The sequence below is a fragment of the Kushneria avicenniae genome (assembly GCF_900112585.1).
Taxonomy (GTDB): domain Bacteria; phylum Pseudomonadota; class Gammaproteobacteria; order Pseudomonadales; family Halomonadaceae; genus Kushneria; species Kushneria avicenniae.
Window position 1 is genome coordinate 252,270 of sequence record NZ_FOLY01000004.1, and the last position, 18,308, is coordinate 270,577.

15 protein-coding genes are annotated in these 18,308 nt (G+C 61.6%); 5 read left to right on the top strand and 10 right to left on the bottom strand.

Annotated features, from left to right (window positions below; all coding sequences use genetic code 11):
- Positions 1-21 precede the first annotated feature (21 nt).
- From BM079_RS10405 to BM079_RS10425, 5 genes are all read right to left on the bottom strand, one after another.
- Positions 22-591, bottom strand: a complete 570-nt coding sequence (locus BM079_RS10405) for a hypothetical protein (protein ID WP_090133720.1) — start codon at positions 589-591, stop codon at positions 22-24.
- 2 nt (positions 592-593) lie between these two features.
- The gene (locus BM079_RS10410; protein WP_090133721.1) at positions 594-2,096 is read right to left on the bottom strand and encodes a sensor histidine kinase; all 1,503 of its coding nucleotides are present in this window, start codon (positions 2,094-2,096) and stop codon (positions 594-596) included.
- Between the two features lie 717 nt (positions 2,097-2,813).
- Complete coding sequence (gene argA, locus BM079_RS10415; RefSeq protein WP_090133723.1) at positions 2,814-4,151, bottom strand: amino-acid N-acetyltransferase; 1,338 nt, start codon at positions 4,149-4,151, stop codon at positions 2,814-2,816.
- Between the two features lie 194 nt (positions 4,152-4,345).
- Complete coding sequence (locus BM079_RS10420; protein ID WP_090133726.1) at positions 4,346-5,611, bottom strand: inorganic phosphate transporter; 1,266 nt, start codon at positions 5,609-5,611, stop codon at positions 4,346-4,348.
- A 45-nt stretch (positions 5,612-5,656) separates the two neighbouring features.
- Positions 5,657-6,337: a TIGR00153 family protein gene (locus tag BM079_RS10425; RefSeq protein ID WP_090133727.1), complete on the bottom strand. Its 681-nt coding sequence runs from the start codon at positions 6,335-6,337 to the stop codon at positions 5,657-5,659.
- Between the two features lie 102 nt (positions 6,338-6,439).
- Here BM079_RS10425 and BM079_RS10430 point away from each other — a divergent pair, with 102 nt between their 5' ends.
- Complete coding sequence (locus BM079_RS10430; RefSeq protein WP_090133729.1) at positions 6,440-7,351, top strand: CYTH domain-containing protein; 912 nt, start codon at positions 6,440-6,442, stop codon at positions 7,349-7,351.
- Between the two features lie 12 nt (positions 7,352-7,363).
- On the opposite strand, the gene BM079_RS10435 is transcribed toward BM079_RS10430, so the two are convergent.
- Positions 7,364-9,202 carry an EAL domain-containing protein gene (locus tag BM079_RS10435; RefSeq protein WP_090133731.1) on the bottom strand — a complete coding sequence of 613 codons (1,839 nt, stop codon included), beginning with the start codon at positions 9,200-9,202 and terminating at the stop codon, positions 7,364-7,366.
- 215 nt (positions 9,203-9,417) lie between these two features.
- On the opposite strand from BM079_RS10435, the gene BM079_RS10440 reads away from it, so the two are divergent.
- Complete coding sequence (locus BM079_RS10440) at positions 9,418-10,479, top strand: ion transporter (protein WP_090133733.1); 1,062 nt, start codon at positions 9,418-9,420, stop codon at positions 10,477-10,479.
- 84 nt (positions 10,480-10,563) lie between these two features.
- Here the strand turns inward: BM079_RS10440 and BM079_RS10445 are convergent, their stop codons facing one another.
- Together BM079_RS10445 and BM079_RS10450 are read right to left on the bottom strand one after the other, a co-directional pair.
- Positions 10,564-11,184 carry an L-threonylcarbamoyladenylate synthase gene (locus BM079_RS10445; RefSeq protein WP_090133735.1) on the bottom strand — a complete coding sequence of 207 codons (621 nt, stop codon included), beginning with the start codon at positions 11,182-11,184 and terminating at the stop codon, positions 10,564-10,566.
- A 33-nt stretch (positions 11,185-11,217) separates the two neighbouring features.
- Positions 11,218-12,153 (bottom strand): PHP domain-containing protein, encoded by a 936-nt coding sequence (locus BM079_RS10450; protein WP_322787942.1) that lies wholly within the window; start codon positions 12,151-12,153, stop codon positions 11,218-11,220.
- A 153-nt stretch (positions 12,154-12,306) separates the two neighbouring features.
- Between BM079_RS10450 and BM079_RS10455 the strand changes: the two genes are divergently transcribed.
- The 3 genes from BM079_RS10455 (at position 12,307) to mnmC (ending at position 15,417) form a co-directional block, all read left to right on the top strand.
- Positions 12,307-12,882, top strand: a complete 576-nt coding sequence (locus BM079_RS10455) for a septation protein A (protein ID WP_090133737.1) — start codon at positions 12,307-12,309, stop codon at positions 12,880-12,882.
- Position 12,883: 1 nt separating this feature from the next.
- Positions 12,884-13,183, top strand: coding sequence for a YciI family protein (locus BM079_RS10460; protein WP_090133739.1), 300 nt, complete (start codon positions 12,884-12,886; stop codon positions 13,181-13,183).
- A 194-nt stretch (positions 13,184-13,377) separates the two neighbouring features.
- On the top strand, positions 13,378-15,417 hold the full coding sequence (gene mnmC, locus BM079_RS10465; RefSeq protein ID WP_090133741.1) for a bifunctional tRNA (5-methylaminomethyl-2-thiouridine)(34)-methyltransferase MnmD/FAD-dependent 5-carboxymethylaminomethyl-2-thiouridine(34) oxidoreductase MnmC: 2,040 nt from the start codon (positions 13,378-13,380) through the stop codon (positions 15,415-15,417).
- On the opposite strand, the gene BM079_RS10470 is transcribed toward mnmC, so the two are convergent.
- Positions 15,407-16,117, bottom strand: coding sequence for a response regulator (locus BM079_RS10470; protein WP_090133743.1), 711 nt, complete (start codon positions 16,115-16,117; stop codon positions 15,407-15,409). The genes mnmC and BM079_RS10470 overlap by 11 nt on opposite strands.
- A 288-nt stretch (positions 16,118-16,405) precedes the next feature.
- The gene (locus tag BM079_RS10475) at positions 16,406-18,070 is read right to left on the bottom strand and encodes an ATP-binding protein (RefSeq protein WP_245742979.1); all 1,665 of its coding nucleotides are present in this window, start codon (positions 18,068-18,070) and stop codon (positions 16,406-16,408) included.
- Between the last annotated feature and the right edge of the window lie 238 nt (positions 18,071-18,308).

An 18,308-nucleotide genomic window follows, 5' to 3' on the forward strand; every position in this document is an offset into this window, starting at 1 on the left:
CCCCCGCCGCGCGAGGAGCGCTCAGGGGCTCTGCCTGGCGTTCATGCTCTCCTCGATCGCGGTCAGGGCGTCCAGTTTCTTTTTCAGCTCGGCGTTTTCCTGCTCCAGCGACTGAATCTGCTGGCGCTGCCGGCTATTACCCTGAGTGCTGCGATTATGCTGAGCATCGAGTCTGGTTTGAAGTCTGGACTGCAGCTCTGCTCGACGCTCAAGATTCCTTTGCCACTGCTGAAGCAGAGGCTGAATGCTTTCGGGCGCCTGGGGCGTGTAACGCTTGAACAGCGCAATGCCTTCCGGCCAGTTCGTGGCGTCCTCCTGGGAGAAGACCACGGCGCGTGCCAGCCCGCCCCGTGGCGTATCGTCATCCATGTATTGAAGCACTTCATCACGCCACTGCTGTGTGCCGGTCTGCGCAGTTCGGCCAAACGCGACCCAGGTCGGCAGCAGACACTCATCATCCACCATGGTGGGAATGCCGCGCGTGATACATCCGTTTTCGGCGGCGCCGGGCACGCGATCGCCCAGCATGGCGCAACCGCCCATCAGCATGGTCGCCAGCAGCGCGCTGCCTGCCATCAGAGTGTGCTTCATTGTCATGTCCTTGCCAGTGCCGGCTTTTTCCTTGCGGCACGGGGTAAAGAGGGAGTGTCCTGTGAAGGCTCTTCCACAATCCAGGGAAGCACCAGCTCAAAACAGACTTCACAGTCGTTGATCGTATCCTCGACCAGACTCAGCGTACCATGCTGGGCACGGGCACTTTCTGCCGCGACCGACAGCCCGATACCGGAGCCCTTGAGCGGCCCCTTGCGCAGCGAGCTGCCCTGATAGAAGGGTTCGAACAGATGATCGCGGTCACGTTCATTGATCGCCTGCCCGCTGTTGGCCACATCAAGGGTCAGGTGATGCTGATCGGCACTGGCCGAAATATAGAGTCGCCCTTCATCGGCACCGTAGGCAATGGCGTTGGAGATCAGATTGTCCAGAATCCGTGCGGTACGGGCGCGATCAGCCTGCCAGTACAGCGGTGCACGACGCTCCTCGACCACCATGCCCTTTTGCTGCAGGGCAAGACGATGTTTCGAGAGCACCTCATGAATGACGCTTGCCACATCAAAGCGTGTCACGTTGAGACGGCGATTCTGCTGCAGCAGATTGTAATCAAGCAACTGCTCGATCAGCGTCTGCAGCTCCTGGCCGCTGTCATCGATCAGCATCACGATCTCGCGCTGACGCTGGCTCATCTCCCCGGCCACGCCATCGGCCAGCAGGCCCGAGCCTTCACGGATACTGGCCAGCGGTGTCTTGAGTTCATGAGACATGTGACGCAGAAACTGCTGCTTTTGTTCCTCGAGTTCCTTGAGCCGTGCCGACAGCCATTCGAGCCGCTCTTCCAGATTGACCAGCTCCAGCGGCCCCTGAATCGGCCGGGCGTCTTCACTGTCGCCGCTGCCGCCGATGCCGAGAATGCGCTGTTCGAGCTGGCGAATCGGGCGGATGATACGCCAGGTGAAAAAGAGGATCAGCATCAGACTGAACGATACCAGCGCCAGCGTGGCCTGCCATAGCCGGGTGGTGACCCGGCCGGCCTGATCGCGGATCTCGTCGATGCGCGCATCGACCTGCCGGCGGGTCGCCTCGGCGAGCGCCTCCGTGGAGGAGGTAAAGCGGCTGAACTCGGACAGCTGAGCGCTCAGGCTCTCCTCTCCGGGCGCAGGCAGGGTTTCCAGCACCGCCAGCTGCTGGCGCAGCGACTGTATCAGGGGGGTGTTGCCCATGAAGGTGGCATGTTCATTGAGCAGGTCGCTGTAGCGCGCGCGACGCTCACCGTAGATTTCAAGCAGGCTCTGGTCATCAAGCACTGCATATTGCCGGGCGCTGCGCTCCATATCCGTTGACAGATTGGTCAACTGACGGGCACGGCGGGTTTCATCCACTGCTTCACGGGCACTGACGTCGGCCAGCTCGGAGAGCTGGGAAAAGCTTTGACCGGCGAGGTGAATCAGCACACCGATCGGCAGCATGACCAGTAAAAAGGCCGTCAATACCTGTTGAAGAAGGGATCTAGGACGCCACCGACGCTTTATTCGAGAAGCCATGAGTTGACAGTCTCCGACAGGCGAACTGTTGAAATAGGGTAATCCAGATCGAAGGAGAGAATAACCGATAATCTCACCGTTCGATAACGTCCGTACACATTTTTCATTCATTCAGTATCATTTGCCCCTGCAGGTAAAAAAAAGAGCCGGCAGAGCCGGCTCTCAACATACGCAGGGAACTAAAGGGTCATTCATGGTATCGCCCCACCCGCCTGACCATGCGGCGCCATACCATTTTGGGCCTGGAGGGGCCCGAAGCCGCGCTATCGAGATTGACATTCAGGCTTTCAATAGCGCCATCGGCTTCTTCATGATCAAGGCCAGCGTTCAACGCTGCCCTCGAAATACTGCTCCGGGATGGCATCCATGCCATGGCAGTTACTGCCGGCTGCCTCCCTGCTGGAGCCCTGGACAGAGCAGCCTGTCACGAATCCCTTCGAAAAAACTCGTCATGAGCGTCTGCTCTGCCATGCCAATCATATAGCCAGCAGCGTGCCACTCCCCCATTAACCCATTAAAAACAATTACCTGAGAGGAATACAGTCATCAGCCGTTTGGTCCCGAGCCATCTTCTGCGCCACGAACGTCGCCAAATGGCGACACCGGATCACCGAAAAATTAGTAAATATCTGTTTTTTATAAATATTTCGATGTCTCCAATGGACGACAATCCACCCGGCTATTGTCTCAAAACCGCGACAGCTGCCGGACTGTCGATCAGACACCGGTCTTCAGCGCGCCAGAGGTCGAGAGGGTCTTGAGCAGTACTCTGGAGTTACGCTGCGGGTTGTAGTGCTGGCGTCGCCGTTCAGGTAGCGCGTCCAGGCCGGCCTGCACGAAGCCACGTTCGAGAAACCAGTGCAGGGTGTGGGTCGTCAGGGCAAAAAGCGCCTCCAGCCCCTGGTCGCGGGCGCGCTGCTCGACGCCTTCGAGCAGTAGATCACCGCGCTCGCCGCCGCGGTAGCTGGTGTGCACCGCCACGCAGGCCAGTTCCGCGCTACGCGCCTCCGGATAGGAATGCAGCGCCGCACAGCCGATGACCATGCCGTCACGCTCGATAACGACATAGTCATCGATCTCCTGCTCCAGCCGCTCGCGGGAGCGCGCCACCAGCATGCCGCGCTCTTCCAGCGGCCGCAGCAGCTCCAGAAGCCCGCCAATGTCGTCAAGACGGGCACCCCTGAGCTGCTCGTAGCGCTCGCGGGTAATCATGGTACCGACCCCGTCACGAGTGAAGAGCTCCGCCAGCAGCGCGTCACGGTCCTGCCAGGAGATCAGATGCGTGCGGCCAACGCCCTGTCGCGCCGCATCGCAGGCAATGTGAACATGCTCGGCAAGCTCGGTATCGTCGTACTCGCGCACCATCGACTGCGCTTCCTTCAGGCTCGGCTGGCGCATGAGACGACCCTGCAGGTTGTGAAGCCCGCGAGCACGCCCCACGATGATCAGCTTGTCGGCCTCGAGTGCAATGGCGGTATGACGGGCAATATCGGCAGCATCCAGATCGAACACCTCGCCGGTACTCGAATAGCCCAGCGGCGGCAGCACGACCAGCGAGCGCTGATCCAGCAACGTGCGAATGGCATCGCGGCGCACGCGGCGTACCTCACCAGCTCGCAGAAAATCCACGCCCTCCCGAATGCCCAGGGGCTTGGCCATGACCAGATTGCCGCTGATGGCATTGATCTCCACGCCGTGCAGTGGCGTGTTGGAAAGCCCGGGCGAGAGGCGCGCCTCAATGGCCAGACGCAGGGTCGAAGCTTCCCGTTCGATCAGCGACATGCAGGCATCGTCTACCACGAAGCGGCCCTGATGACGCTGTGGCGTCAATCCTGCGTCGGTCAGCGCCTCGCGCACCTGAGCGCGAACGCCAAACACCAGCACCAGACGCACGCCCAGCACGTGCAAAAGCGCCAGGTCCTGGATCAGCGGGGCACGACGCTCGGGCGTCAGCCCCTCTCCTTCGATCAGCACCACAAAGGTACGTCCCCGATGGGCATCGATATAGGTCGAGGAGTTTCGAAACCAGTCGGCAAAAGGAAATGAGATGTCCAAGGCGGCTCCAGGGTCAGGCAGGCATCGATGGGGTCTTGCCGGGGCAAGGCTCTCTTATCTTAAAACAGCGAACGCCGGGACGCAGTTCCGGGTGATGGCGCATGAGACCAGATACAGGACCGGACACAGAGCCGGACACGAAAAAGGGTCGCCGTCAGTGACGGCGACCCTTATCCGGCGGGCGTACTCGACGCCTAGCCGAACATGCCCTTGAGCATGAAAAAGAACATGATGGACAGCGCCGCGCCGGCCGGGAGAGTGACCAGCCACGAGATCACGATGGTACCCAGCACGCGCAGGTTCAGGGCGCGCATGCCGCGTGCCAGACCCACGCCCAGTACCGCCCCCACCAGTGTGTGGGTGGTCGAGATCGGCAGTCCCGTGCCCGAGGCGATGACCACGGTCGTGGCGGCGGCAAGCGTTGCGGCAAAGCCGCGCGAGGGCGTCAGCTCGGTGATGCCGGTGCCGACGGTGGCAATGACGCGATGACCATAGGTCAGAAGGCCAAAGACGATGCCGCCGCCGCCAAGGATGAGAATCCACCAGGGCAGCGCCGCGTTACCGCCGATCTGGCCGTGGGTCTGCACAACGCTGACCACGGCCGCCAGCGGCCCCACGGCATTGGCCACGTCGTTGGAGCCGTGAGCAAACGCCATGGCACAGGCGGTAAACATCATCAAAAGCCCGAAGATGCGCTCCACGCCCGTAAAGCTGAAACGGTCGTTCTGGCGCGGCTCGTGGCCGATGCGCCGTTCGAGCAGAATGCCCAGCAGCGTGATGACAGCGCCCACGCCCATGGCCCAGAGCAGCGCATCGGTAAAGGACAGCTCAAGACCGACGTGGCTCAACCCCTTGAGCAGGGTCACCATCGCCACGATAAAACCGACCAGAAACATGTAGCCCGGCACATAGCGCCGCGCCGCCGCCAGCGGATCCTTGTTTTCAAAGATCAGGGTCTGGATCGAGCGGAACAGCAAAAAGGCGAGCACCCCGGCAATGAACGGCGAAGTCACCCAGCTCGACACGATCTGGCCGACGGCACTCCACTGCACTGACGCCGGGCCCAGCCCGGCCACGGCAAAGCCGACAATAGCACCCACGATCGAGTGCGTGGTGGAAACCGGCCAGCCCTTTTTCGAGGCGATCATCAGCCAGATGGCCGCGGACAGCAGCGACGAGAGCATGCCATAGACCAGATACTGGGGCGTCTCATTGAGCAGTGTCGGGTCGATGATGCCGTTGCGAATGGTCGAGGTGACCTCACCGCCGGCAAGCCACGCCCCCAGAAACTCGAAGATGATGGCGATAGCGATCGCCTGGCGGATGGTAATGGCCTTGGAGCCGACCGAGGTACCCATGGCGTTGGCAACGTCGTTGGCACCAACCCCCCAGGCCATGAAAAAGCCGAAAACGCAGGCAAGAAGAATAAAGAGCTCGCCATGCTGTGCGATGATGGTCATAGGAAAGTATCGTTATTCGAACGTCAACCCGACGGTGACGAGCACCTATCGGGCCAGGAGGATTTGCAGGCGGCTGCCCACGCGTTCAGAGCGGTCGGACACCTCGCCGATCCAGTCGATGATCTTGTAGAGAAACATGACATCGACCGGCGGGAGGTCCTTTTCCAGCTCAAAAAGGCGGCGCCGGATCATGACCTGCTGATCGTCGGCCTGATGTTCGAGCTCGTGAAGCTTGCGGATCTGATCGCCCAGAAGATCGGAGACGTTGCGGCCAAAGCCCGACTCGAGCAGATCGTCCAGCTCGGCCAGCGCCTGGCGCGCCTGATGTACCGTGGCCACCGCAATGCGCATGTACTCCTGGAAGATATCCTCCATGGCTTCGGGCACGCGCATGCGACGCCCGAGCATGATGCCGGCGATATCCTTGACCTTGTTGGCTATCTTGTCCTGTACACTGATCAGCTCGAGCAGATCGGAGCGGGACACCGGCAGGAAGATGCTGTTGGGCAGATTCATGCGGATATGGGTTTTCAGCTCATCGGCGTCGTGCTCGCCTGCGCTGATGCGATTGCGAATCTCGCCGGCACGATCCCAGTCCTGCTCAAGGGTTGCCTGAAAGAACTGCGGCAACAGGTCGGCACACTCGACGGTCTTGTCGATGTGCTCAAGCAGTGGCTGGAACGGCGACCGGCCGAACAGTGCTGAAAAGGGATTGGATGACACCATGATGATTTCACTGCAATGAAAAATGGCGTGACCAGTATATTTACATGACCTCCCTGCGTCATGGAAATTTAATGTTTGGCCCCGGATAAAGCGAATCAACACATGACTGCGAGCACGCACGACGACGCCTGCGTCAATAACTCTCCCCGGACACCGCAGGAAATCGAACTCAAGCTGGCGCTGGGTCGCGACAGTGTCGACGCTCTGAAGCACCACCCGCTGCTTGAAAAGACGCCCCCGGAAGTGCATCGGCTGGCCAATGTCTATTACGACACGCCGGAGCTTGCCCTCGAGGCGCACCGGGTCGCGCTACGCCTGCGCGGTGATGGCACGCGGTTTGTTCAGACGGTCAAGACGGCCGGCAGCGGCCAGGGTGGGCTGCACACCCGCGGTGAATGGGAAACAGCACGCGAAGAAGAGCGTCTGGACACGGACTGGCTCGCATCGCTGGAGGTGCCGCCCTTTGACGACAGTGACACCCTGAAGGCGCTGCAGGGCGTCTATCGCACGGATTTCGAGCGCACCCAGTGGCTTGTGGAACACAACGGCAGTCGCATCGAGCTGGCGCTGGATATCGGCGAGATTGTCGTTGGCGAACGCCGCGTCGATATTCACGAAATCGAGCTCGAGCTCAAGGATGGGCAGGAGGACGCGCTCTGGTCGCTGGCCGATCAGCTGGCGCTGCACTGCGCCCTGCGACCGGCCAATGCCAGCAAGGCGGCACGCGCCGCGTCGCTGCGCGAGCAGCATTGGGCATTACCTGCCTGCGCACTGGGCAGACCGGATCAGTGCCTTGAGCGCGCGATTCTGGCGCTTGATGCCTGGCAGGACAGTCAGCAGCAGGCGTTCTTGTACGCCTCACGTCAGGCGCTGCTCAACCTGACGCGTCATGACGACCCCGGCGTTTCGACCCTGGCCGGGCGGCTTGGCGACGCGCTGTCACGTCCGGACTGGCTTGACTGCCGCTTCGGACAGCAGTGGCTGCTCCTGATGCAGCACCTTTATCGTCAATAACCGGTCGCGATATCAATGTGATACCGCCCCGGCAGCCCGCGGCGGCGGCAAGATCGGCGACAGCGTGGCGCCCAGGCGATCAAGCACATCCAGAAAAGGCATGGGCCGGGCATAGATAAAGCCCTGGATCTGCTCGGCCCCCATGTCACATACCGTTTTGAGAGTGGCGCTCTCCTCCACGCCCTCGACCACCACGCGAAACTCCAGACGCCGACACAGATCGATCATCGAGGTCATGACATGGCGCTTGCGCGGCTCGCGCTCCAGATCCATCACGAAGCGGCGATCGATCTTGATGCAGTCCAGCGGCAGCTCGCAGAGCTGTGACAGTGACGAATACCCGCTGCCAAAGTCGTCCAGAGCAATGGAAATGCCGTGCTCGCGCAGCCGCACCAGATTTCTCAGTGCGATGGCCGGCTCGGCCAGTATGGCCGACTCGGTAATTTCCAGATTGACCCGGCGAGGATCGGCACCGTGCCGGTGAATCAGCGCCATCATCTCATCGACCAGCATGACATCCTTGAGCTGATGGCGGGACAGATTGATGTTGATCACGAAATCCCGCCCGAAGCGGTGGGTGAAGGCCGGATCCACCAGAATCTGCAGGGCCTTGTCAATCAATCGCTGACTGAGCTGATGGATCAGTCCGGTCGACTCGGCCGCCTCGATAAAGGCCCCCGGCATGGCGATATCGTCGCCATCCTTGAGACGCATCAATGCTTCAAAGGCAGTGACCCGGCCACCCTCTCGGACGCTGACGATGGGCTGAAGAAAACAGAGCACGCCATCGCTGGCCAGCGCCGACCGGATCAGCTGCTCACCGTGGCTGGCCCGACTGGCACGCGCGCCCAGATCGTCACTGTAGTAATGGATGCCCCCGACGCCGGCGCTGGAGGCGTTATTGATGGTCAGACGCGCCTGCTTTCTGAGAATGTCCACTCCGGCATTGCTGCCGGCGTCAAAGGGCACCACGCCCACGACATAGGACAGCCAGATGCGACCCACCGGCGTTTCCATCGGTGTGGCCAGCATTCGCTGAAGCGGCTCGAGAAAACGCGCCAGCGCTGCTTTCTCCTCAAAGGGGGTTACCAGCGCATAGCTGAAGCCGGGCAGCGCAATCAGACTGCCCTCCGGCAGTAGATCCGCCAGCAGATCGGCAATGCGCGCTTCCAGCTCACGGGTGTTGTTGAAATGCTCGGACTCGCTCAACAGCGTGGCGTTGACCATGGTGATCTTGATCAGGGCATGAGGCGTCCCTGGCACGTTATCCAGAGCGTCCTCCAGTTGCTGATCGAGCAGATCGGAATTGCCAAGGCCAGTGACCGGGTCGCGGTAGCGTTCGTGGGTAATATCGCTGAGCACGCCGGTCAGCCCGGGCGTACCTTCGGGGCCGGCGCCCACGGTGCGCAGCCGAACGAAGCGCCACTGCCCCCGGCCATCACGCAGACGGCACTCGATACGCGATACACCGGGCGCTGCGGCGCCCTGATGACACAGTGAATGAACCCGATCACGGTCATCGGGATGCAGCTTTTCACACCACTGCGCCAGGGAGGACTCGGCCTCGTCGTGATAGAGCGTCTGCCAGCGCGGGGAGAGCGTCAGGGCATCATTGCGGGGCTGCCAGTGCCAGATCACGTCGTGATCACACAGCAGCATGCGCTCGTATTGCGACAGCGGAATGTCCTGCGCCGGCTCGTCAGGGGGCGCTGTCTGAAGCATGGCCAGCAGAGCGTTGCAGCACGCTGATAGATGCGCAAGCTTCTGCTCGTCAAGCGGCGTCGCCTCGGCCACCAGCTCGTCGGCCAGATGGCGAATATCATGACATAGTGTCTGCACCGAATGACGCATGGCGCACTCCGTAAACGTTGTTCTCTACTGATCATCAAACCTGACGATCCCCCTGCCTCCGTCATGACGGGGCGGAGCATGCCGGGCAAACGCCATCTACCCTGTTGCTGTCTTTAACGGCGGGGGCTGTGTTTGCTGAAGCGTCATGGCATGATTTTTCGACGCATGACCCTGGAGATGGACGTCATTTTTTCTCAAGGAATTTCGGAGCCCCGGTGAGCAGTGAATCCCACAAAAAACATTTAACGCTTCGAGATCGTATCTTTCAGATCATTTTCGAATCGGATACGCCGGCCGCCAAGAGCTTTGATATTGCCCTGATCATCATGATCGTGGTGAGCGTCATCATTATCATGCTCGACAGCGTCGCCAGCCTGAAAGCCCGCTATGGCGAAATATTCCTGATTGCCGAGTGGACTTTTACAGGCATCTTTACCATCGAGTATCTGCTGCGCCTTTACTGTCTCGACCGGCCGTTGCGCTATGCCCGCAGCACCTACGGCATCATCGATCTGCTCAGTATCCTGCCCTCCTGGCTCAGCCTTCTGATCCCGGGCTCTCAGGCGATGCTGGTTGTCAGGGTGCTGCGTGTCATGCGCCTTTTCCGGGTGCTGCGCCTGATGGAATTTGTCGGCGAGGGGCATCTGCTGCTTGAGGCGCTGGATCGAAGCCGTCAGAAAATATTGATGTTCTTGATGACGGTCATCTCTCTGGTGATCGTTTTCGGGTCGCTGGTGTATCTGATCGAGCCGGTGGAAGCCGGCTTTACCAGCATTCCTCGCGCCGTCTACTGGGCCGTGGTGACCCTGACCACGGTGGGCTATGGCGATATCGCACCGATCACGCCGCTGGGGCAGTTCATCTCGGCGCTGATGATGATTCTGGGCTACTCGATTCTGGCGGTGCCCACCGGCGTTTTCTCCGCCGAGGTGATGCGCTCGATACGGCGCAATCATTACTCCGACGAGGCCTGCCCGGGCTGTGGCCACGAAGGCCACGAGCGCGATGCCCATTACTGTCGACTCTGCGGCAGCTGGCTCGATGAAGAAGCCGAGGACCCCAGGCGCAAGGAGATCGATGATGAAATCGAGGAGCTGCAGCAGGACCGCGAAGCGCTCGAAGAAAAGATGAAGCTGCTGGAGCAGGAGCGCGACGGCACCGCGGCCTCCCATGATGGCTGTGATGAGACGGATCAACGCAAGGCCCCGGATGACAACGATGACCCAAACAAGCGCGATGACCCGGATTCAAATCACCTTCCGCCGGATCAGCGATAGCCCTGGCCGCATTGTGATCAAAAAAAACCTGCAGGATGACCTGCAGGTTTTTTTGATTCACCCGATCAATGGGCAGAGCATGCATCAGCCAAAGGCGCTGGTGTCGCCACGCCCCTGACGCAGCACTTCCGGCGGCAGCGTTCGCATGTCAAGCACTGTGGTCGGTTCCATGGGGCAGGCGCCGCCGTCAATGATGGCATCCAGCTGTGCGCCGAAGCGGTCGCGAATCTCTTCGGCGTCCGTCATCGGTAGCGTGTCATCGGGCGCGATGAGGGTCACGCTCATCAATGGCGCGCCAGCTGTCTCAAGGATATCGCGGGTAATGCGATGATCCGGCACGCGAATGCCAATGGTGCGTCGTTTGGGGTGCAGCAACAGCCGTGGCACTTCGCTGGTCGCGTCGAGAATGAAGGTATAGGCCCCCGGCGTATGCGCCTTGAGTACCCGGAAGACCGCGCTGTCCATGCGGGCATAGGTGCCGATCGCGTTGAGATCGGGAAACATCAGAGTGAAGTTGTGCTTGTCATCAAGATTGCGCAGCCGCTTGATCCGCTCCACGCCCTTCTTGTTGCCCGGCAGACAGCCCAGCGCATAGCCGGAGTCGGTGGGATAGGCAATGACCCCATCGCGCTCGAGAATCTCGCGCGTCTGCGTCAGAAGACGCTTTTGCGGGGTTTCCGGATGCAGGGAAAAGAACTGGCTCATGGAATATCTCCTGACTCTGACAAGAAGTGGCGCTCACGGCCCTTCGAAGGCGGGTTTCAGCCGCGGATGCTGCCAGATGGGCACCAGCTGACTGCGTGGCACGCGGCTCAGGGTGCCCGGGGCAAGCGCCCCGCCCTGATAATGAAAGTCACTGCCCAGCGAGGCATAAAGCCCTCTTTTGACCAGCATCGAGGCCAGATCACGGCTGCGATCATCGTTCTGGTAGCCGCTGATCAGCTCGGCGCCCTCTCCGCCCAGGGCGGCAAACTCATCCAGCAAAAGGCCCAGCCTGCGCCGGGTCAGCCTGTAGCGCAGCGGATGCGCCACAACCGCCACGGCGCCTGCCTGGCGAGTGCTTTCAAGCGTCTCTTCCAGTGTGGGCCAGTGCACCTTCACATCGCCAGTCTTTCCCGCGCCGAGATAGCGTTTGAAGGCACGCGCCATGTCCGGCACCAGCCCGGCCTCGACCAGTGCCCGGGCAAAGTCGGGCCGCCCCAGCAGTCGGCTGCCCGGGTTCTGCTCCCGCGCCCGCTCGAGCGCATTGTCCAGCCCGGCCTTCTCGAGCCGCGCCGCAATTTCCAGCGCCCGATCATGACGGGCGCGGGACAGACGCTCGAGCAGCGCAGTCATGGCAGCGTCGGGGCTGCCGTGCCACAGCGCCACCACATGAATACCCACGCCCTGCCAGCGGGTGGAGAGCTCAACGCCCGGCACCAGCGTCATCCCCAGCGCCCGGGCCTCGTGTGCTGCCGCCTCGACACCATCGATGGTATCGTGATCGGTCAGCGCCGCGCAGGACAGGCCGCGCTGATGACACAGCTGCATGAGGGCCTGTGGCGACAGCCGGCCATCGGAGGCCGTGGAGTGTAGATGAAGATCAATATGGCCGGCCTGTTCCAGCGTCATGCCGGGATCAAAGAATGACGCTGCGGGGTCAGAAGGTGACGATGTAGTATCCTGCTCGCTCATTGGCCTCTCGGTGGCAGCAAACTCGGCGTGGCCGCCCGAAAACAGGGGGCGACCTCAGGTGCGGGCCATGTTGCGCCGGGTGCTGCGAAGAATCAATGAACACGCGTATTTCGCAGGGTCCTGCCCGCTGGCATTTTTTCAGGAGTGTTGTGTATGAAAATGCTGATCGACTTTCTGCCGATCGCCATCTTCGTTCTGGTCTATCAGCTGACCAAGGATATCGTGCTGGCCACGGCCGTACTGATTCCGGCCACCATTGCACAGGTGCTTTTTACCTGGTGGCGCTGGCGAAAGGTCGAAAAGATGCATCTGGTCACGCTGGCGCTGGTCGTGCTGCTGGGCGGGGCCACCGTGATTCTGGGCGACGGCGAGTTCATCAAGTGGAAGCCGACCGTGGTCAACTGGCTGTTTGCCGTGGCCTTTCTGCTCTCGCCGCTGCTTGGCGGCAAGTCGCTGATCGAGCGGATGATGGAGAAGAACATGACCCTGCCCTCGCCGGTCTGGACCCGTCTGAATCTGGCCTGGGTGGTCTTCTTTCTGGCCATGGGCGCGGTCAACATCGTGGTGTTCACCCATTTCAGCGAGGAAGTCTGGGTCAACTTCAAGCTCTTTGGCATGATGGGGCTGACGATCCTGTTCATTCTCGTTCAGGGCGTCTATCTGGCGCGTCACCTGCCACGTGACGAGAACACCATTCAGGGCACCGGCTCTCGCAAAGAGGAGAAGTAACATGCTGTACGCCATCATCGGAGAAGATGTGGATGAAAGCCTCAAGGCGCGCCAGAGCGTGCGCCCCGAGCACCTGGCGCGTATCGAGGTCCTGCGCGACGAGGGCCGCCTGGTGCTGGCCGGCCCGTTTCCGGCGGTGGATGGGTCGGACCCGGGCGATGCCGGCTTCAGCGGCAGCCTGATCGTGGCCGAGTTCGACTCTCTGGAACAGGCACGCGCCTGGGCCGATGACGATCCCTACGTGGCCGCAGGCGTTTATTCACAGGTCAGCGTTCGGCCGTTTAAAAAGGTTCTGCCCTGACCAGCAAGGAGCCCGCTTCTGCGGGGATCGAACAGGGTTATCCACAGCATTTTTGTTATGCACACTCCGGGTGGATAAGGCTGTGACAACATTGTGCGATCCCCGCGAACACATTGCGCCAGCCGCGATGGTGACAGGCCTGCCCGAAATCGTTTAAAAATTGATCACCTCTCACGTCTCTCCGGTATTCTCTCTTGTCCTCCAATTCCATTGCGGCGCCTTTCGCCCTCTCCCCGGCACGGCTTCACTGGCGCGACGACAACGCCCCTGAAGCCATCGACTACGGCGATGTCTATTTCTCGCGCGAGAACGGCCGCCGCGAAACCGAGCATGTGTTTCTCGCCGGCAATCAGCTTGCAGAGCGCTGGACCGACTGGCATCACCCTCGCCCCTTTGTCATCGGCGAGACCGGCTTCGGCAGCGGGCTCAACGTGCTGTGCGCCGCGCATGACTTTCTGATTCAGGCGCCCGATCACGCCCGCCTTCACGTCGTCTCTACCGAACAGCATCCGTTTACCCGCGAGGATCTGACGCGGGCACTCGGCCATCATGAGGACTTCACCGATCTGGTTGGCGCCCTGATCGAACAGTGGCCGCCGGCCCTGCGCGGCATTCACCGCCTCGCACTGCATGAGCGCGTGACGCTGGATCTGCATTTCGGCGATGCGGCCGACAGCCTCGAGGCACTGGAAGGCCGGGTGGATGCCTGGTTTCTGGACGGTTTTGCCCCGTCCAGAAACCCGGACATGTGGTCGGAAAGGCTCTTCGCCGCGCTCGCCGGTGCCAGTCGCGAGGGCACAACGCTGGCCACCTTCACCTGTGCCGGGATCGTCAAGCGCGGGCTGCGCCAGGCCGGTTTCGAGATTCAAAAGCTGCCCGGGTTTGGCCGCAAGCGCGAGATGCTCGGCGGGCACATGCCCGCACTACCGCCGGAAACCGAGCGTCGTCAGACGCGCCGCCGGCTGACGCCCTGGCATATTGATGCCTGCCCGCGCCCGGCACGGCACGATGAGCACATTGCCGTGATCGGGGCCGGCATTGCCGGCACCAGCGTCGCTCACGCGCTGGCGCGGCGCGGTCGGCGCGTGACGCTGATCGATCCGGCTCCGCCCGGCAGCGGCGCTTCAGGCAACCGTCAGGGGGCGCTCTACATTCGCCCTGCCGCCGAGGTCAACGACCAGAGCCGTTTCTATCTGGCGGCGCTACAGCATACGCAGCGCTTTTTGAGCCGGCTCGACCCGGAAGGTAATCTCTGGCATCCGACCGGCGTGCTGCAGCTGGCCACCAGCGATCGCGAGGCCGAGCGCCAGCGTCGCTGTCTCGAGCACTGGCAGTTGCCTGACGACGTGGCGCGCGGTGTCGACCGTGAAGAGGCTCAGGCACTGGCCGGCCAGGTGCTGGCCGACAGCGTCCGTCACGGCCTCTACTATCCCGGGGCCGGCTGGGTAAGCCCGGACCGACTCTGTCAGCGGCTGGCCGAAACGCTCGGCATTACACAGCGCCGGGCCACACTCGAGTCGATGGCATCGAGCGAGACGGGTCAGCGCCTGACGCTGGATGACGGTACCTGCCTGGAGGCAGACCACGTCGTGCTGGCCTGTGCCAACGGGGTCGAGGCGCTGTCGGTGTCCTGTCATCTCGGGCTTCAGGCGGTGCGGGGTCAGGTCAGCCATTATCCGCTTGATGAGACCGCGAACGCCCTGTCGCCGAACTGCGTCGTCTGCGCCGGGGGCTATGCCCCGCCGGCGTGGGACGGCATCCAGAGCATCGGAGCGTCGTTTACCCCCAACGATCGCGATCCGGCGCTGCGCGCCGAGGATGACGCCTTTAATCTGATCGAGCTTTCCCGCACTCTGCCGGCGCTGGCGAAGGCCCTTGAGACAGCGCCACCGCTGACCTCGCGCAGCGGCATTCGCTGCGCCAGCCCCGACAAGTCGCCCTATGGCGGCGGCCTGCCGCAGGCCGCGCACTGGCAGCAGGTCTATGCCCCCATGGGGTTTGATGCCACCCGCGTGCCGGACGCACCGGGGCGCTATCAGCCGGGGGTATGGGCCTCACTGGCGCACGGCTCGCGCGGGCTGGTCAGCGCGCCGCTGATCGCCGAACTGCTGGCTTCGCGCATCTGCGAAGAGCCCCTGCCGCTGCCCGATACCCTGGTGGATCATCTCAACCCGGGACGGCGCCTGATTCGTGCCATCATTCGTCGCGAGACGCTGGAGTGCCCTACTGATTGACGATGCGCTCCAGCGCTTCCCGGTCGAGACAGCGATAGGAAAAGGAGGGCCGACCGACCTGGCCGTAGGTGAAGGACTCGGTGAGAAGGCCCAGGGTGGCCAGATACTTGAGATACTTTCGGATCGAGACCCGCGACATGCCGGCCATTTCAGCCAGCCCCTCAGTGGAAAATTCATCCTGCGCCAGTGCCAGAATCGCCTCGCAGACCTGTGCAAGACTGTGGGCGGTCAGCCCCTTGGGCAGCCCGCCGAGGCGTCTGGGGGCACTGCTGTCGGCGCGAAACAGCGTATCCAGCGTCTGCTGATCTACCTGATCACTGAGCACATCGAGCGCTTCGCGACGCTGTCGACAGGCGTCGAGTGCTTCGCGAAAGCGCTTGAACTCGAAGGGCTTGACCAGAAAGTCGTTCACACCCAGTCGCCGTGCCTCACGTACAGTGTCGCTCTCTGAAGCCGCGGTAATCAGGATAATGTCGGTATCAATATCGCGCTCGCGCAGCCAGCCGGCAACCTCGAGGCCGCTGCGCTTGCCCAGGTAGACATCCAGCAAAACCACATCGACACTCTCGCGCTCCAGCACCACCAGCGCGGTGGTGACGTCGCTGCAGCGCGCCACCAGCTCCATGTCGCCGATCCGGTTGAGATAATCGACATTGAGCTTCATGACCATCGGGTCATCTTCCACGATCAGCACTCTCATGGCGCTGTGCTCATATTCGCACTGTCATACATCGGCATTCCCATACATCGGTACTCTCAAGCATCACTGCTCTCAAATATTACTGCTCTTGAATATCACTGCGCTCAAACATCACTGCACTCAAACACCACCACGCTCACACACCAGCGCTTTCATGATCGGTAACCTCACATATTGGCACGATCATATCTCGGCGCGACTGGTCTCACCGCGCTTCTGATTGATGACCTGTGCACCTGAAATACGTTGAAGCGTTGCGGCGTCACGCCATGTTCATTTTCGCCACGCTCACTCATCAGGAGACTGCCCGACAGTGGCGTTATCGTGCCCGCGAGTATTCGCGGGTCGATAGGGATAGCTGATCTCGATCAGCGTGCCCTGCCCGGGCGAGGAGTAAAGCGACAGAGTACCTTCCACGGCGTCTATCTGCTCCCGGACCAGATAGAGTCCCAGTCCGCGCTGCTCGCCCTTGCTGGAGATGCCGTGTTCGAAGATGTGGTCCTGACGATCGGGCTCGATACCGGTGCCGTTGTCCTGAATCTGCAGCGACAGCATGCGGGACTCCAGCGCCATGTGAATCGCCACGTGAGGATCATCGCGCCCATCGAGTGCCTCAAAGGCGTTCTCCAGCAGATTGCCGATGATACTGACCAGCGCGTGCACCGTGGCGCCGTCGCAGGCGGCGGGAATGGCGGTCTCGGCCTCGATGCTCAGCGTAATGCCCTTTTCGCGGGCCTCGCTCTGCTTGCCGATCAGAAAGCCCGCCAGCACCGGCTCACGCACGCGCTCGACGATCGACGCCGATACCGCGTGACGATAGTCGACCAGCTCGCGCAGATACCGGCGCAGCGCCGGCAGGTCCTCGAGCTGGGCCAGCCCCAGAATGACATGCAGCTTGTTCTTGAACTCATGCGTGGTGGCCCGCAGGGCTTCGGCGTAGCGCCTCACGCCGGTCAGTTCCTCTGCCAGCGCCTGCATCTCGCGACTGTCACGAAAGGTCACGACCGCCCCAACCAGCTGGCCATCGGCCATCATCGGCTGATAGTTGCCCAGAAAGGCGCGCCCGCCCACCTGCATGCGACGGTTGATCATCGCTCGATCCCCCAGTGCCTGCCCGGCACTGCCACCGCCGGGCAGCAGAACCTCGAGACGCTTGCCCGGCACAATATCGTGCGCTTCAGGATCACCCAGCAGCAGCCGGGCCGCGGGATTGATCAGCGTCACCCTGGCGCCGGCGTCCACGGCGATCACGCCCTCGTGAATGGCGTCAAGCGTCACCCGCCGCTCGGCGACAAGGCGTGCGATATCATCCGGCTCCATCCCCATCAGGCGTCGGCGAATGGTGCGCGCCAGCCATGCCGATCCCAGGCCGCCGATCAGCAGAATGGCCAGAAAGAGAAACAGCAGACGCTTGAGGGACGCCGCTCGCAGCGGCGCCAGATGCGACAGCGTTACCCCCACCGATACGGCACCGATGATGTGGCCCTTACTGTCACGCACCGGCGCAAACCCGCGAATGCTGGTGCCCAGCGTGCCCAGCGCCAGCGACGCATAACGCTTGCCTTCCAGCGCCGGGCCTTCATCGCCGCCGCGAAAGTGATGGCCGATCCACTGCCGGTTGGGGTGGGTCAGCCGAATGCTCTGCGGGTTAATGATGACGATGAAGTTGACATTGAGCAGCGCACGTAGCGACTCCATGCGCTGCTCGATGTCCGAGTCCGGCATGGGAGGCACGTTTTGCTCGAGCGCCTCGATCACCTCACGGCTGTTGGCAAGCGTGGTGGCGACATTGACCACGCGATCCTGCTGGACGCGGGTAATCCCGCGCCACAGTTGATCGCCGAAAACAGCATAGGCCACGATCAACGAGGCCATGATGGTGATAAAGGCCAGCAGGGCCGCCAGAGTATTCAAACGTACCGGCGATTTACGCGGCCAGGGATGTTCATTCACGTGGCGGGTATGTCCTGTCGTGGTCGCGGCCAGTGCAGATTCGATCCTTGCCTTCCTATTGTGCCAGAATCCGAGGCGGTCTCGTGATGGCGTTGCGCTGCCGGCCTGCTCCAGAGGAAGAATTCAACCTTGGTGTTATTTACAGGGCACCACATCCAGGAAGGACCCAGAGTTTTGTTTTCATTAGTTACAAAAACGTTTCTTTAATTCATAAAACTTGGTCAGAGCCGGCGTCTCC